Genomic DNA, 16,235 nt, shown 5'->3' on the forward strand with positions numbered 1-16,235 from the left:
GCGCCTGGTAGCGGCGGGTCGTTCGGTTGGGTGGTCGTGGGGTGAGCCCTGCTACGTCGGGCGTGGGGCCGTTTGGTGGGCGAGCGGCACGGGGGGTTTGATCTTGTTCGGGAGTGATGGGTGTTCAGACGATGAAAACTCCCAACCCCACCGGACGTCACGGAGCAGCCATGGCATCGACGGCCGGTAGGCCGGCCTGGGTGGCGAAACCGCCGCCCCGGGAGCGCCGCCTCGAAACGGCCGAAGGGATCCGGCGTGTAGCGATCGCCGAGGCCGCCGAGATGGCGATCTACCGGCGTGGGGTGAGCCGTTCCGTGTGGGGCGGTTGGGTGGTGGGTCATCGGGGGGAGGCTTCCTTGGGCTCGGAGGTTCGGCGGGCGCGGTGGTTGGCGACGTTGACGCGGTTGCCGCAGGCGTCGGGGGTGCAGTAGCGGCGGCGGCCGGCCCTGCTGGTGTCGGCGAAGACGCCCCGGCAGCCCGGGGCGGCGCAGGCGCGGAAGCGGTCGTGGCCCAGCGTCCGTACGACGCCCAGCAGGCCGATGCCGACGAACGCGGCCAGTTCGGCGACCAGCGGGGCACCCGCCCGGGTCGGCACCTCCCAGCGCCACCCGCCCTCGGCGTCGCGCCCCAGCACCGGGGCCAGCCCCGCCCAGCCCGCCAGTACGCCCGCCGCCGCCACCGCGTCGTCCTCCGTCGCCGCCTCAAGGACCGCGCGCACCTCGCGGCGCAGCAGACGCACCTGGTGCAGGTCATTGACGGTGGGGTTGCGTGCCCCCGGGGCGTCGAGCGGTACATCGTGCCCGGCCAGGAACTCCGCCAGCGCCGCCGGATCGGGCAGCGCCTCACCGGCTGCGCCACGCACCGACGGCGACCCGTTGACCAGCTCGGTCGCCACGGCGGCGCCCGCCGCATAGTCGCGGATGGAGATCCGCACGCCACTCCCCCCCCGATCCGGTAACCGATCAAACAAGCTTATAGCCCTTACGTGGTCTACGAGACGACAATCGGAGTGTCGGGCGGCTTGGGTATTGTCCGGCGGTGGAGTGACGCGTGATGTCGGGAAACCGGGGTGGGCCGTGCTGACGGCTGTGCAGGCGACGGTCGAGCGGCTGGTGTTCGTGGCCGACGACGATTACACGGTCGCGCGGATGACCGCCGATGACCGGCCCGGCTTCGTGGCCTCCGGCCGCCCGCTGGCCGGGGTGCAGCCCGGCGAGACGCTGCGGCTGGCGGGCGAGTGGGAGCGCCACCAGCGGCACGGCGACCGGCTCGTGGTCAAGGAGTGCGAGCGGGTGGTGCCCTCCACCGTCCGGGCCATCACCCTGTACCTCGGCTCCGGCCTGGTCCGCGGGATCGGCCCGAGGCTGGCGCACGCCATCGTCAGCCACTTCGGCGAGGAGACCCTGGAGGTCATCGACACCGAGCCGGCCCGGCTGCGCGAGGTGATCAACATCGGCGCGACCCGGCAGGCGCAGATCGTCGCCGCCTGGGCCGAGCAGAAGGCCATCGCCGCCCTGATGATCGTTCTGCAGGGGCTCGGCATCAGCCCGCTGCTCGCCGCCAAGATCTACCAGGTCTACGGCGAGGAGTCGGCGCGGATCCTCACCGGCGACCCCTACCGGCTGATCGGCCAGGTCAGAGGGATCGCCTTCCACACCGCCGACCGGATCGCGCTGCGCTCAGGGGTGCCCGAGCGCGACCCCCGCCGGATCAGGGCCGGGGTGCTGGACCGGCTGGAGGCCGCCGCCGCCCGCGACGGGCACTGTTTCGTGCCGATGCCCGTCCTGCTTGCCGCCGCCGCCCGGCTGGTCGAGCAGGACGAGGACCTGATCCGCGCCGCGATCGACGCGCTGACCGCGGAGAAGCGGATCGTCGTGGAGCCCTCGCCCGCCGTCCCCGGGCAGGCCGTGGTCTACATCAAGGAGCAGCACGCCAGGGAGACCGCCCTGGCCGCGCAGCTCGCCCGGCTGTGCCGGGCCCGTTCCACTCTCCCCATGCGCCCGTACGCGGAGGACGAGACCCTGCACGACGACCAGCGCGCCGCCGTCAACCTGGCGCTGACCAGCACGGTCTCGGTGCTCACCGGCGGGCCGGGCTGCGGCAAGAGCCACACGGTACGGGTGATCGCGGCGACCGTACGGGCGATGGGCGGCACGGTGACGCTGACCGCGCCGACCGGCATGGCGGCCAAGCGCCTGTCGGAGGCCACCGGGCTGCCCGCGATGACCGTGCACCGGATGCTCGCCCGCCGCGGCGAGCCGGAGGAGGGCACCCTGTTCCAGGACTCGCCCGCCCGGGCCGACCTGATCGTGGTGGACGAGGCGTCGATGCTGGACCTGCACCTGGCCACCCGGCTGACCTCGGCGGTCCCCGCGGGCAGCCACCTGCTGCTGGTCGGCGACGCCGACCAGCTCCCCAGCATCGGCCCCGGCAACGTGCTGGACGACGTGCTGCGGGTGCCGGAGATCCCGCGCGTCCGGCTGACGCACGTCTTCCGCCAGGCGAGCGGCAGCGGCATCATCTCCGCCGCCCACCTGATCCGGGCGGGGGAGCTGCCGAGGCCACCGGGCGGCGGCGGGTTCTGGTTCGAGGAGCTGGACGACCCCGACGCGGTCGCCCGGCGGGTGGTCCACCTGGCCACCGAGGCGATCCCCCGCAAGCAGGGCGTGGACCCGGGGCAGGTCCAGGTGCTGTGCCCGGTGCGCAAGGGCGCGGCGGGCAGTGTCGAGATCGGCCGCAGGCTGCAGGAACGGCTCAACCCGGCGCGGGACGGCCTGCCGGAGCACTGGGCCGGGCCCGCGGTGTTCCGGCCGGGCGACCGCGTCATGCCGATCCGCAACAACTACGACAAGGGCGTCTTCAACGGCGAGACCGCCACCGTCACCGAGGTCGATGTGCCCGAGCGCGTGGTGAAGATCCGTACCGACGACGGGCGGGAGGTCGAGTACGCCTTCGGCGAGCTGGACGACCTCACCCACGCCTACGCGATCACCGTGCACCGTTCCCAGGGCGGCGAGTACCCCTTCGTGGTGGCGCCGATCGTGGCCGAGGCGGGTACGGCGATGCTGCGCCGCAGGCTGCTCTACACGCTGGTGACCAGGGCGCGGTCATGGGTGGTGCTGGTCGGCGGCCGGGAGGCCCTTACGTCGGCGGCGCGGCGGCTCGGCGGGCGCAGGAACACCGGCCTGGCCGCCCGCCTGGGCGGCGCGTTCCAATAGGACCTCAGACCCCCAGCATGGTGTCGATCGCCGCCGGGGAGAAGACGTGCTTGGCGACCATCAGGGTGAGCCCGAGCGTGGCGCTCTCGTCGCCGTTCCTGGCGGGGACGACGCGTAACCGCCGGGTGGCCCGTTCCACCGCGTCGGCCCTGACCCGGCGGCCCACCTCGTCGGCGACGATCGGCAACTGGCCGATGATTCCGCCGAGCACCAGCGTGCTCGGGTTGAGGGTGGCGGCCAGCGTGGCGAGCACCCGTCCCAGCCGCCGCGCGCCCTCCTTCAGGGCGGCGATCACGTCGGGGTGCTGGGCGTTCGCGCTCAGCACGATGTCCTCAAGGGTGTGCACGCCGTGCCCGGCGAGCTGGTCGAGCAGCGCCCTGCCCGAGGCCCAGGCGGCCAGGCAGCCGCGCCGCCCGCAGCGGCAGCGCGGGCCGTCGTCGGTGACCCTGATGTGCCCGATGTCGCCCGCCGCGCCGTCCGCGCCGCCGATCACCCGGTCGTCCACGACGATCCCGGCGCCGATGCCGGTGGCGTACTTGACCGCCAGCAGCACCCCCCGCTCGCCGCTCGCCGACGCCTCGCCGAGGGCGAAGGCGCGGGCGTCGTTCTCGATCAGCAGCGGCGCGTCCCAGCGGGCGCGGACCGTCTCCTCGATCGCGTAGCCCTCCCAGCCCGGCATGGTGGTGCTCGCGCCGAGCCGCCCGGTGGTCACGTCCACCGGGCCGGGGATGCCCATGCCGATCCCGACGACCTGTGCCTCCTCGTCCACGCGTAGCAGCTTGTCGGCGCGGTCCAGAAGTTTGGGCAGCAGCTCGCCGGGCGGGCGGGAGATGTCCAGGCGCAGCGTCTCCATCCGCAGCGTGCGGCCGAACAGGTCGGCGATCGCGATGCGGCCGTGCGCCTGGCCGAGGTCCAGGATGAGCGCGACCCGGTTGCGGTCGTCGAACCTGAGCCGCTGGGCCGGGCGGCCCACCGATGATCCGGTGGAGCCGGACTCGTAGACGAGGCCCGCCCTGAAGAGCTGGTCCAGCCGCTCGAACAGGGTGGTCCTGGACATGCCGGTGGCGCTGAGCAACTGCTGGCGGGTCCACCCCGGGCGGGTGCGGATGAGTTCGAGCAGGTGACCGGGGGAGGCCGGGCCGCTCGTGGCCGGCGCCGGCGGAGCGGCCGGGGGGTCGGGGTGCCGAAAGACCGTCACGGACCCACATTCTCCTTCATGTGGTGCGGCCATGCTCTTGACCGGCGAGATCGACCTGATTATGTTCGACGACCATACAGAATCTTGGCATCAAAAGGGAGATTTCTTGCCCGCCCCCGCCGTAACTTTCCCAACGCCTGGTCCGCGCGACACCGACGGCAGACCATGACGGCCGCTCTGGCGGACGCCGCCGCGGCCGTGCTGCGCGGCAACGATCTCGGCCATCTCACCGTCGCCTCCCCTGACCTCTATCCGCATCAGTGGAGCTGGGACACCGCGTTCGTCGCGGTCGGGATCTCCCGGCTCTCGGTGCCGCGGGCCGTCGCGGAGATGACGTCGCTGCTGGCCGCGCAGTGGCCGAGCGGGATGATCCCGCACATCGTGTTCGACCGCCCCTCGGCCTACTTCCCCGGCCCCGAGCGCTGGCGGAGCGAGCTGGCGATCGATCCGCCGGCATTACGGACGTCGGGAATTTGTCAGCCGCCCGTACATAGCGTGGCGCTGGCGTGCATCCTTCAGGAAGGACGCAGGCGCGGCGGGTCCGACCGGCGCACGGCGGAGGACTTCGTGGCCGCCACCCTGCCCGGCTGGCTGGCCTGGCACCGCTGGCTGGCGGAGAGCCGTGACCCCGAGGGCCACGGCCTGGTGGAGATCCACCACAGCTGGGAGTCCGGGATGGACAACTCGCCGCGCTGGGACTTCCCCTACTCCCGCGTGGTGCCGGGCGAGATGGAACGTTTCACGCGTACCGACACCCGGCACGTGGGCGAGGTCCGGCAGCGGCCCACCGACGAGGAGTACCGCCGCTACATCTGGCTGGTGGACCAGATGGTGGCCGTCCGCTACGACGAGGAGGCGATCAGGAAGACGATCGACTTCCACGTCGCCGACGTCTTCTTCTCCGCGCTGCTCGCGCTGGCCGCCGAGATCATCGGCGAGCTGGCCGAGGAGTTCGGCCACCGCGACGACGCCGACGAGATGCTGGCGGTGGCCGCCCGCTTCCGCGCCGGGGTCGCCGCCGCCGTGGACCCCGAGACCGGGCTGGCCACCGACCGCGACCTGCGGTCGGGCCGCCTGCTGCACTCCGCCACGCTGAGCGGGTTCGCCCCGCTGATCAGCGGCGCGGACGCGGACGTCCTGGCCCGCCAGCGGGAACTCCTGCTCGGGCCCGACTGGTGCGGCCACCGGGAGCTGCGGCACGCCGTACCGCCCAGCACCTCGCCCGCGGCGCCGCAGTTCGACCGCAGGCGGTACTGGCGCGGCCCGCAGTGGCCGGTGATGACCTGGCTGTTCAGCTGGGCGGCGCGGCGGCAGGGCGGCGCCGAGCTGGCCGGACGGCTCCGCGAGGAGGCCCTGCGCCAGCTCGGCGACCTCAGCTTCGCCGAGTACTACGACCCGATGTCCGGGCAGGCGCTCGGCAGCCGCAATCAGTCCTGGACGGCCGCCGCGGCGCTGGACTGGATGGCCTGGTCATGAGCGTTCACGACGTACAGCGGGCGCTCGCCTGCGATGACCCTGCGCAGGTTCTCCCCGACCATGGCGCGCACGCGGGACCTGGCCTGCCAGGTGCCCGCCGCGATGTGCGGGGAGAGGTAGACGTTGTCCAGCCCGCGCAGCGGGGAGTCGCCGGGCAGCGGCTCGGGGTCGAAGACGTCCAGCGCGGCGGCGGCCGGCCGGCCCGCGCGCAGTCCCTCGGCCAGCGCGTCGTGGTCGACCAGGCCGCCGCGCGCGGAGTTGACCAGGATCGCGCCCTCGGGCATGGCGGCCAGCTCGGCGCGGCCGATCAGGCCGCGGGTCCGCTCGGTGATCGGCAGGTGCAGGCTGAGGACGTCCGCGGTGGCGAGCAGTTCGCCGAACTCCACCTGCCGCGCGCCCTCGACCTCGCGCGGGGTGCGCGCGCTGAAGAGCACGGCCGCGCCGAACCCGCGCAGCCGCGCGGCGACGGCCCTGGCCACCGCGCCCATGCCGACCAGGCCGACGGTCCGCGCGCCCAGCTCCTCGCCGAGCGGCCGGGCGGCCCAGCCGCCGCCGCGCAGGGAGGCGTCGGCGGCCAGGCCGCCGCGCAGCACGACGAGCATCGCCATGATCGTCCAGTCCGCGACGGCGGCGGCGTTGTAGCCGGGGGCGTTGGCCACCGGGATGCCCCGCTCGGCGGCCCTGGCGACGTCCACGGTGTCGTGCCCGACCGCGGGCTGCTGGATGAACCGGCAGCGCCGCATGGCGTCGATGGCCGCGGCGTCCAGCACGTAGTGGCGGGCCGCGTCGGCGATCACGATGTCCGCGTCCTCGACCAGGGCGGCCACGTCGGCCTGGCCGCCGGTCCGGGACGCGATCCGGATCTCCGCGTCGCCGGTGCCGGCGAGCCGGCGGACCAGCTCCTCGTCATAGTCCGACAGGCAGGTGATGATCATGTTTCTCCTCGGCGAAGGTCAGAGCGGGCGGGCGTCGAGCACACGGTCCCCGGCCAGGCGCATGCCCAGCCCGGGCGTCACGGGCGCGGCGACGCGGCCGTTCACGGGGGCGATCGGGTCGGTGAGGAAGTGCTGGTAGAGCGGGCCGAGCCGGACCAGGTACTCCATCTCGGGGATCACGGCCGGGCTCGCGGCGAAGGTGAGCGCGGCGTTGCACTGCAGGGACTGCCCGTGCGGGATGAACTGCCGTCCGGCGGCCGAGACGAGCGCGGAGATCTTGACCATCTCGCTGATGCCGCCGCCCCAGTGCGGGTCGGCCTGGTAGAGGTCGAGCAGGTCCTCGCGGAGCAGGCGGGCGATGCCCCAGCGGGTGTACTCGTGCTCGCCGCCGCTGATCCGGACCAGGCCGCCCAGGTCGCGGCGCAGCGCGGCGTACCCGGCGGTGTCGTCGGCGGGCAGCGGCTCCTCGATCCAGCGCAGCCGCAGCGGGGCGCACTCGCGGGCGACGTCCACGGTGAACGGGATGTCCCAGGAGCTCCAGGCGTCCAGCATGATGTCCAGGTCCGGACCCCCGGCCTCCCGTACCGTGGCGACCAGCTCGACCACCCGCTCGACCCCCCGGCGTCCGTCTCCCGGACCCTGGCGGGGGAACCACTTGATCCCGCCGAACCCGGCCGCGACCAGCTCGCGGGTACGCCGGGCGACGTCCTCGGCGGCCAGCGAGTCGCCCAGCGTGGAGACGTAGGCGGGGGCCTCCGCGCGGGTGGGGCCGCCGAGCAGCACGTGCGCGGGGACACCGAAGAACTGCCCGCGGATGTCCCACAGCGCGCAGTCCACCGCGGACAGGGCGAGCATGCCCGTCCCCGCCCGGCCGTGGATCATCGAGCGGTACCCGAGGTCCCAGATGCGCTCGGCGGCCAGCGGGTCGGCCCCGAGCAACTGCGGGCGCAGCAGGGTGGCGACGGTGTGCGCCTGCTGCTCCGACAGCACGGCGGTGGTCCCGGTGATCCCCTCGTCGGTGTCGACGTGCAGGAAGATCGAGCGGACCTCGACGCCGCCGTCGTCGCGGAGCGGCGGCCGGTGCGGGCCGTCGGCGGCGCGCTCGGGGTAGATGTCGGTGGGCCGTCGCAGCCGCTCGTCCCAGAGCGGGCCGGGCAGGCGCATGGAGCCGGTGTACTCGACGCAGCGGACGTCGGTGATTCTCATCGTGCAATCCCGCAGATTTGTCAGATAAATGGACGTAACTCCGATGAGGCTGCACCGTATCGTGTGCGAAACCCCGTCCGTAACCCGGAACAGGCTCAGGTAGGCCGTTCCGTGCCCGCCGAGCAGGCGCGCGAAATCGTCGTCGGAGCCCTTGAATACGTCACCGACCTGCGGTTTCCCGGAATGCTGCACGGCGCGGTGACCCGCTCGGCGATTCCGCACGGGCGGATCGTCGCGATCGACACCAGCAAGGCCGTCGCCATGCCGGGCGTACGGGCCGTGCTCACCGGCGCGGACGTGCCGTGCAACCGGCTCGGCCCGGCCGACGTGGACGGCCCGGTGCTCGCCGACCGGCGGGTGCGCCAGGTCGGCGAGGCCATCGCCCTGGTCGCCGCCGTGGACGAGGGCACCGCCAGGCGCGCGGCCGAGGCGGTCGCGGTCACCGTCGAGCCGCTGCCGGTCGTCGCCGACCCCCGTGAGGCGCTGTCGCCGGACACCCCGAAACTGCACGAGGGCGGCAACCTCGCCGGGCGGATCGGCTTCGCCTCCGGCGACGTGGACGCCGCCCTGGCGGCGGCCGACGTCGTGGTCGAGCGCGTGGTCGGCACCGGGGCGCAGGAGCACGTGGCGATCGAGCCGCCGGGCGGCGTCGCCCTGTGGGAGGCCGGCCAGGTGACGATCTGGTGCGGCTCGCAGAACCCCGGCCTGCACCGCCGCAAGGTCGCGCGGGCGCTGGACATCGAACTCGATGACGTGCGGCTGGTCGCCGGGCCGGTCGGCGGGGCCTTCGGGGCCCGCAACGACGACCCGATGCCGGTCTTCCTGGCCGTGCTCGCCAAGGCCGCGGGCGCGCCCGTGCACATGCGGATGACCCGCGAGGAGGTGATGGCGGCGGGGCCCAAGCGGCACCCGTTCCACACCACCGTGCGCGTCGGGTTCACCAGGGACGGCGACCTCGCCGCCAGCGACATGACCGCGCTCGCCGACACCGGCCCGTACGTCACCTCCGGCCCCAACGTGCTCAAGACCTCGGCGGAGATGTCGGTCGGTCCCTACCGCGTGCCGGTGGCCCGCTTCGACGGCCGGGTCGTCTACACCAACAACGCCAACGCCGGGGCCTTTCGCGGGTACGGCGTGCCGCAGGTGGCGTTCGCGCTGGAGACCGCGATCGACGAGGCCGCGGCCCTGCTCGGCATCGACCCGGTGGAGCTGCGCATGCGCAACCTGCTGCGCGGCGGCGACCGGCACGGCCTGTACGGGCACGCCGTCACCCCCGGACTGCGCGCGGCCGAGACGCTGGCCGCCGCGGCGGCCGACGACTGGTGGGTCTCCCGCCGGGAATGGCAGCGCGCGGCCCGCGGCCCGTGGCGGCGCGGCACCGGGATCGCCATGGCGGTCAAGGGCGTCGGGCTGGGCAGCGGGCGCGGCGACGCCGCCCGCGCCCGGCTGATCTGCGACATCAACGGGCACGTCAGGATCTGGGCCGGGCCGAACCACACCGGCCAGGCCATCGACGTGGCCTACCGGCAGATCGCCGCCGACGTGCTCGGCATGGACACCGCCCAGATCACCGTCACCGTCGGCGACACCCAGCTCGTGCCCGAATCCGGCGCGACCGCCGCCTCCCGCAGCATGTACGCCGGAGGGTCCGCGGTCGCCGCGGTCTGCGAGCGCTACAAGGCGGCGCTGGCCGAGGCCGGCGGCCCGGCCCGGCTGGTCGAACTCGGCCGCGCCGAGTTCGAGGCCACCTTCCACCTGCCCGACGTGGCCGACCCCGGCCTGATCCCCCCGGACCGGCTCGGCGACCACGCCCCCCACCTGGTGTACGGCTGCTCGGCCCAGGTCGTCCGCCTGGAGGTGCACGAGCTGACCGGCGAGATCCGCGTCGCGGGCGTCGTGTGCGCCGTGGACTGCGGCCGGGCGATCAACCCCGGCGCGGTCATCGGCCAGGCCGAGGGCGGCGTCGCGCAGGGGCTCGGCCTCGCGCTGATGGAGGAGCACCGGCTCGACGGCGGCCGCCCGCTCACCACCAGCCTGGAGAACTACCTCATCCCCACGGCCAGGGACGTCCCCGAGATCCGCACCGTCCTGGTGGAGGGCGACGAGCCCACCGGCCCGATGGGCGCCAAGGGCATGTCCGAGGTGGTCATCGTGCCGACCGGCCCAGCGGTCGCCGCGGCGGTCGCCGACGCGGTCGGCGTTCGCCCCGCCCGCCTGCCCATCACCCCCGAACGCCTGCTGGAGGGACTCAGATGAAGGTCAACGGCGTGCCCGTCACGCCCCCCGACCCCGACGCCAGGCTGCTCGACTACCTGCGCGACGACCTCGGCCTGATCGGGGCCAAGGAGGGCTGCGGGATGGGGGAGTGCGGCAGCTGCACGGTGCTCATGGACGGCGTGCCGGTCTGCTCCTGCCTGGTGCTGGTCTGCCAGGCCGAGGACGCCGACGTCACCACCGTGGAGGGGCTGCGGCGCACCGCCCTGCAGGAGGCGTTCGTCACCGGCCAGGCCGTGCAGTGCGGGTTCTGCATCGCCGGCATGGTCGTCTCGGCGTCCGCCCTGCTGGAGGAGCACCCCGACCCCACCGACGAGCAGATCCGCGCCGGGCTTGAGGGCAACCTGTGCCGCTGCACCGGCTACGGCGCGATCGTGCGCGCGGTGCGCGAGGCGGCCCGATGAGCCCGCACCCGCGCACCGCGGCCGAGCTGGACCGGCTCGATCCGGCGCGCGCGCTGCTCGCCGGGGGCACCGACCTGCTGGTACGGCGGCGAGCCGGGCACCAGAGCGGCCCGCTCGCCGACGTCTCCCGGCTGCGCGACGCCCCCGCCCCGGTACGGCGACTTTCCGACGGCTCGATCTGGCTGTCCGCGCTCGCCCCGCTGTCGGTCATCGACCGCGAACTGGGCGGCGAACTGCCCGGCCTGCGCGCGGCCATCGCCTGCTTCGCCTCCGGTCAGATCCGCAACCGCGCCACGCTCGGCGGCAACCTGGCCAACGCCTCCCCTGCCGCCGACGGCGTGCCGCCGCTGGTGGCGGCCGGGGCCGTGCTGCGGCTGCGCGGTCCCGCGGGCCGCAGGGAGATCCCGGTGGCGGAGTTCGCGACCGGGCCCGGCCGTACCCGGCTGGCCCCCGGAGAGTGGATCGAGACCATCGACCTGGCGCCGCAGCCCGCGCACGCGGGCTTCCGGAAGATCGCCGGGCGGCGGGCGCTGGCCATCTCCGTCGTCAGCCTGGCCTGGACCTGGGGCCGCGATCCCGGCGGCGCGCTGACCGGCGTACGGCTGGCCGCGGGCGCGGTGGCCCCCACGGTCGTCCGCTGCCCCGGCGCGGAGGCCGCGCTGGAAGGCCGCGTCCCCACGCCCGAGGCGGTGGCCGCGGCGGTCGCGGCCCTCGACCACGACATCAGCCCGATCAGCGACCTGCGCGCCTCCGCCGGATACCGGCGGGCCGCACTGGCCGGAGCGCTCACCGAAGCGCTCACACCGGCGCTCACCGAAGCGCCCGCAAGGAGGAACACGTGAAGACCACAGCCACCGTACGGCTGGATCGCCCGATCACCGAGGCGGCCGAGCTGGCCCGCCGGGCCGAAGACCTCGGCTTCGACGGGGTCTGGGTGGCCGACCACTACTTTCACCGCGACGCGACGGGGGCGCTGGCGCTGATGGCGGCGGCCACCGAGCGGGTCACGCTCGGCACCGCCGTGGTCAGCCCGCTGCTGCGCCACCCGGCGCTGCTGGCCAGCGCCGCCGCCACGATCAACGAGATCAGCGACGGCCGGTTCGTGCTCGGCCTCGGCGCGGGCGGGTACGAGTTCGCCGCCGAACTCGGCATCCCGCCGCGCCGCCCGCTGGGCCTGACCGCCGAGGCGGTGCGGATCGTGCGCGAGCTGTACACCGGCCGCGCCGACGTCACCGGCGACACCTTCACCACCACCGGTGAACTGCGGTTCACCCCCGTCCCCACCCCGGTCTACCTGGCCGGGCGCGGCCCCAAGATGCTCGCCCTGGCCGGCGAGATCGGCGACGGCGTGATCACGCACGGGCTGTCCGGGCGGCACATCGCCTACGTCAAGGAGAAGCTGGGCGGCCCCGGCACCGCCCTCGTCCTGATGCTCGACGTCGAAGTGGACCGCGACCGGGCCCGCGCCCTGGACGCGCTGCGCCCGCGCTGCATGGCGATGGCCGGCGGCTCCTACGCCGACGAGCTGATCGAGGTGTACGGCCTGGACCCCGCCGAGATCGGCGCGCTGCGGGCGGCGCTGCGCTCGGGCGACCGGGCCGCCGCCGGGCGGCTGGTCACCGACCAGATGGTGGACGCCTTCGGCATCGCCGGGCCGCCAGAACTCCTCAGGGACCGGCTCGCGGAGTTCGCCGCCGCCGGGGTCGACGAGGTGATCCTTTCCGTCGGCGGGGGCGATCTGGACGCCTCCACCGGACATCTGACCGAACTAGCGAAAGCGGTGTTGTGAGAATGAGCCTTCCCGAGTCCGTCGTCGTCCTGGGATCCGGTGCGGGCGCGCTGTCGTGTTCGGTGGAGCTGTCCCTGGCCGGGCTGAAGGTGACCCTGGCCGACCTGCCGCGCTTCGCCGACGGGGTGAACGCCGTCGGTGCCGCGGGCGAGATCCGGCTGCGCTGCCCCTGGCACGGTGAGACCACCGCGCCGGTCGCCGCCACCGGCACCGACCCCGCCGCCGCCATCGCCGGTCAGGAGCTGATCGTCGTCTCGGTGCCCGCGTTCGGCCACCAGGCGTGGGCCGACCTGCTGGCCGCCGAGCTGAAGGACGGGCAGTCGGTGCTGTGGGTGGGCGAGGGCGGCGGCGCGCTGACGCTGGCCGCGACGCTGCGGCGTACCGGCCGGCGGCCCGCGGTGCACATCGCCGAGACCAACAGCCTGCCCTACGGCGCGCGGGTCCGCGGCCCCGGCCTGATCACCGCCTCCCGCAAGTCCGGCGGCACCCTGGTCGCCGGGCTGCCCGCAGAGGACAACCCGCTGGTCGGCATCGCCTGCGAGGTCTGGCCGTGGATGAGCCCCGCGGAGAACGTGTGGGAGACCACGCTGCTCAACTTCAACGCGATCGACCACGTCCCCCCGATCATCTGCAACCTCGGCGCGATCGAGGGCAGGACCGGATCGTTCCTGCTGTGGGGCGAGGGGGCCAGCCCGGCCGTCTCCCGCATGATCGAGCGGATCGACGCCGAACTGCTCGCGCTGCGCGGCGCGCTCGGCCTGGTCAACACCGACGGCTACGCCGACTACCTGGTCGCCCAGGGGTTCGCGCCGCGCCGGGAGCCCACGCTGCACGCCACCCTGCAGTCCTCCAGCTTCGCCGCCAGCACCTTCCCGTGCGGCCCCGACGCGCTCAAGAGCCGGTACCTGACCGAGGACGTGCCCTACGCGCTGGTGCTGATGGCCTCCATCGGTGACGAGCTGGACATCCCCACCCCGACCATCGACAGCCTCATCCACCTGGCCTCGGTCGCCGCCGGCACCGACTTCCAGGCGGGCGGGCGCACCCTGGCCGACCTGGACCTCGCCGGCGTCGGCCGGGACGGGCTGGTGGCCGCCGCCCGGGAGGGCCAGTGGTGAACGACCTGCTGATCCGCGGCGGCACGCCGGTCACCGGCTACGCCGACCCCGCCCCGGCCGACCTGCTGGTCAGGGACGGACGGCTGGCCGACGGCCCGCCGCTGCCCGGCGCGCGGCCCCTGGACGCCACCGGCCTGCTGGTGCTGCCCGGCCTGGTCAACACGCACGACCACCTGCGGTCGCTGCTGCCGATGACCCGGCGCGGCGACACCAGCGGCCTGGCGCAGATGATCGAGGCGGGGAAGCTGGCCGGAGCGGCGGCCACCCCGGAGGACTACCGGGCGCTCACCGCGCTGGCCGCGGCCCGGATGGTGCTGTCCGGCGTGACCACGGCGGTGGACCACGTCTATCCGCTGCACCGGCCCGGCATGCTCGCCGCCGTCGCGGCCGGGCACGCCGACGTCGGGCTGCGCGCGCACCTGGCGTACGGGCTGACCGAGGACTACGAGGAGCAGATCCGCCTCGCCGTGGCCGCGGCCGACGACGAGGTCCCCGCCGGCCGGCTCTACCTGGCGCCGGTCTCGCTGCGCCAGACCTCGGCCGACGGCTACCGGGCCGCCGCCCGCGCGGCCGAGCGCACCGGCCTGCGCCTCTACACCCACATCGCCGAGACGCGCGACGAGGTGGACAAGTGCCTGGCCGAGCACGGAGTGCGGCCGGTGGAACTGCTGCACCAGGCGGGGTTCCTGCGCCCGGGCACCGTCCTGGTGCACTGCGTCCACCTGTCGGAGCGCGAGATCGGGCTGCTCGCCGACAACGAGGTGGCGGTCGCCTACTGCCCGTCCAACCACCTGCGCCTGGCCAAGGGGTTCGCCCCCGTGGTCGCGCTGCGGGAGGCGGGGGTACGCGTCGGGCTGGGCATCGACGGCATGGACGACCTGTTCACCGAGATGCGCCAGGCCGTGTACGCGCAGGGCCAGGCCGCGGGCCGCCCCGGCGTGCTCGGCTCGGACGCGGCGCTCGCGATGGCGACCGGCGAGGGCGCGGCCGCCATCGGCGAGCCGGACGCCGGGCGGCTGGCCGCGGGTGAACGCGCCGATCTGATCACGCTGCGCCCGGGTACGTCCATGCGCCCGCTGGCCGACCCGGTGCAGTCATGCGTCCACCGCGCGCACGGGCAGCACGTGTCCGACGTGCTGGTGGACGGCGAGTACGTGGTGAGGGACGGCCGGCTCACCAGAGCCGGCGAAACCGAGCTGGCCGAGCGCGCGTGGCGGGTCACGCGCGACCTGGCCGGCCGGACCGGCCGCGAGCACGCGGCCGACTGGCAGTGGGGCCCGGCGGCCCCACAGGAAATGCCTTAACAGGAAAGGCGACAGCCATGAGTCAAACCCCCAACATGCGGATGAGCCGCCGCGGGCTGCTCCGCGCCACCGGCGGCATCGCCGCCACGGCCATGCTGGCCGCGTGTGGCAACGATGGCGGCAGCGGCGGCGGTTCCGGCGGCGGCGCGAAGGGCACGCTGACGCTGTGGGCCTCCACCGCGTTCGCGGGCGACGCCAAGGCGGCGCTGCGGACCGCCGCCCAGGAGTACGGCGGCAAGCAGGGGCTCACCATCAACGTCGAGGGCTTCCCGGCCAACGACCTGGCCAAGAAGATCACCACGGCGCTGGCCGGCGGCGGCGGTCCCGACATCGTCGTGGCCGACGTCTCCTCGATCCCGCAGTTCGCGGCCTCCAAGATGCTGGTGGACGTGACCGGCCGGTTCAAGGCGACGCAGGGGGAGTTCTTCGCGGGCAACGTGGCCGCGGCAAGCTTCAAGGACGCCGTCCACGCCGTGCCGTTCGACACCTCCAACGTGGCGCTGCTGTGGAACAAGAAGCTGTTCCAGCAGGCGGGCATCCAAAGCCCGCCCGGCACCTGGGACGAGCTGCTGGCCTCGGCCAAGGAGCTGACCGGCGGCGGGCGGCACGGGTACATGCTGGGCGCGCAGGGTTATGGATCGTTCCTGTTCTGGCCGTGGCTGTGGCAGAACGGCGGGCGCATCCTGGACGACGCCGGGACCAAGGCGCTGTTCAACGGCCCCGAGGGGCTTGAGGCGTGGAACTTCTACGCCGGGCTGCACCTGACCCACGGCGTGGTCCCGCCGACCTTCCTCGGCGTCACCCAGGCGTGGGACCAGTACATCCAGCCCTTCCTCACCGAGAAGGTGGCCATGCTGGCCATCGGCGACTGGGGGCTGGCCCCCATCGCCAAGGGCAACCCCGGCCTGGAGTACGGCGTGGCCGCGCTGCCCAAGGGCAAGGAGGGCGCCACCGTCCTCGGCGGCAACGCGGTCGGCATCACCAGCGCCTGCAAGGACGTGGACGCGGCCTGGGGGTTCGTCTCCTGGCTGACCTCGGCCGCCCAGGAGAAGGTGCTGCGGGACGGCTACCAGCGGATCCCGGCCCGCACCGACGTCGCCAAGGGCTCCATGACCGGTCTGGACGAGGCCCACCAGGTCTTCATCCAGCAGGCCGCCTCGGCCCGGCCGCGCCCGGCGGTGACCGCGTGGGGCGACATCGAGTGGCAGGTGATGGCGAACGCCTGGGACTCGGTCATCCAGAAGAAGAAGTCCCCCGAACAGGCGCTCAACGAAGCCGCGACGGCCGCCACCCAGGCACTGTCGCGCGGATAG

The 16,235-nt window shown here is 74.1% G+C and carries 13 protein-coding genes; 9 read left to right on the plus strand and 4 right to left on the minus strand.

Annotated features, from left to right (window positions below; translation table 11 throughout):
• Nucleotides 1-337 precede the first annotated feature (337 nt).
• Entirely contained in the window at nt 338-934 is a 597-nt protein-coding gene (locus DP939_RS14750) for a CGNR zinc finger domain-containing protein (protein WP_113981520.1), read from the minus strand.
• A 142-nt stretch (nt 935-1,076) separates the two neighbouring features.
• Here DP939_RS14750 and recD2 point away from each other — a divergent pair, with 142 nt between their 5' ends.
• Nucleotides 1,077-3,218 (plus strand): SF1B family DNA helicase RecD2, encoded by a 2,142-nt coding sequence (gene recD2, locus DP939_RS14755; protein ID WP_225878254.1) that lies wholly within the window; start codon nt 1,077-1,079, stop codon nt 3,216-3,218.
• A gap of 4 nt (nt 3,219-3,222) precedes the next feature.
• Here the strand turns inward: recD2 and DP939_RS14760 are convergent, their stop codons facing one another.
• Complete coding sequence (locus DP939_RS14760) at nt 3,223-4,416, minus strand: ROK family transcriptional regulator (RefSeq protein ID WP_158578577.1); 1,194 nt, start codon at nt 4,414-4,416, stop codon at nt 3,223-3,225.
• A gap of 165 nt (nt 4,417-4,581) precedes the next feature.
• Between DP939_RS14760 and ggh the strand changes: the two genes are divergently transcribed.
• On the plus strand, nt 4,582-5,892 hold the full coding sequence (gene ggh / locus DP939_RS14765) for a glucosylglycerate hydrolase (RefSeq protein ID WP_113981262.1): 1,311 nt from the start codon (nt 4,582-4,584) through the stop codon (nt 5,890-5,892).
• On the opposite strand, the gene DP939_RS14770 is transcribed toward ggh, so the two are convergent.
• Together DP939_RS14770 and DP939_RS14775 are read right to left on the minus strand one after the other, a co-directional pair.
• A complete protein-coding gene (locus DP939_RS14770) occupies nt 5,844-6,827 on the minus strand; it encodes an NAD(P)-dependent oxidoreductase (protein ID WP_113981263.1) in 984 nt (327 codons plus the stop codon). The two genes, ggh and DP939_RS14770, sit on opposite strands and share 49 nt — an antisense overlap.
• Nucleotides 6,828-6,845: 18 nt before the next feature.
• Complete coding sequence (locus DP939_RS14775) at nt 6,846-8,033, minus strand: enolase C-terminal domain-like protein (protein WP_113981264.1); 1,188 nt, start codon at nt 8,031-8,033, stop codon at nt 6,846-6,848.
• Nucleotides 8,034-8,144: 111 nt separating this feature from the next.
• Between DP939_RS14775 and DP939_RS14780 the strand changes: the two genes are divergently transcribed.
• From DP939_RS14780 to DP939_RS14810, 7 genes are read left to right on the plus strand one after another with little or no spacing between them, the layout of a single operon-like run.
• Entirely contained in the window at nt 8,145-10,289 is a 2,145-nt protein-coding gene (locus DP939_RS14780; RefSeq protein ID WP_113981265.1) for a xanthine dehydrogenase family protein molybdopterin-binding subunit, read from the plus strand.
• Complete coding sequence (locus DP939_RS14785; protein ID WP_113981266.1) at nt 10,286-10,711, plus strand: (2Fe-2S)-binding protein; 426 nt, start codon at nt 10,286-10,288, stop codon at nt 10,709-10,711. The genes DP939_RS14780 and DP939_RS14785 overlap by 4 nt, the downstream gene beginning before the upstream one ends.
• Nucleotides 10,708-11,553: an FAD binding domain-containing protein gene (locus DP939_RS14790; RefSeq protein ID WP_113981267.1), complete on the plus strand. Its 846-nt coding sequence runs from the start codon at nt 10,708-10,710 to the stop codon at nt 11,551-11,553. The genes DP939_RS14785 and DP939_RS14790 overlap by 4 nt, the downstream gene beginning before the upstream one ends.
• The gene (locus tag DP939_RS14795; protein WP_158578578.1) at nt 11,550-12,500 is read left to right on the plus strand and encodes an LLM class flavin-dependent oxidoreductase; all 951 of its coding nucleotides are present in this window, start codon (nt 11,550-11,552) and stop codon (nt 12,498-12,500) included. Before DP939_RS14790 ends, DP939_RS14795 begins: the two co-directional genes overlap by 4 nt.
• Before the next feature lie 2 nt (nt 12,501-12,502).
• The gene (locus DP939_RS14800; protein ID WP_113981269.1) at nt 12,503-13,618 is read left to right on the plus strand and encodes an NAD/NADP octopine/nopaline dehydrogenase family protein; all 1,116 of its coding nucleotides are present in this window, start codon (nt 12,503-12,505) and stop codon (nt 13,616-13,618) included.
• Nucleotides 13,615-14,922: an amidohydrolase family protein gene (locus tag DP939_RS14805; protein ID WP_158578579.1), complete on the plus strand. Its 1,308-nt coding sequence runs from the start codon at nt 13,615-13,617 to the stop codon at nt 14,920-14,922. The genes DP939_RS14800 and DP939_RS14805 overlap by 4 nt, the downstream gene beginning before the upstream one ends.
• Nucleotides 14,923-14,939: 17 nt before the next feature.
• Nucleotides 14,940-16,235, plus strand: coding sequence for an ABC transporter substrate-binding protein (locus tag DP939_RS14810; RefSeq protein WP_158578580.1), 1,296 nt, complete (start codon nt 14,940-14,942; stop codon nt 16,233-16,235).

Source organism: Spongiactinospora rosea, from assembly GCF_003315795.1.
In the GTDB taxonomy this organism is placed as follows: domain Bacteria; phylum Actinomycetota; class Actinomycetes; order Streptosporangiales; family Streptosporangiaceae; genus Spongiactinospora; species Spongiactinospora rosea.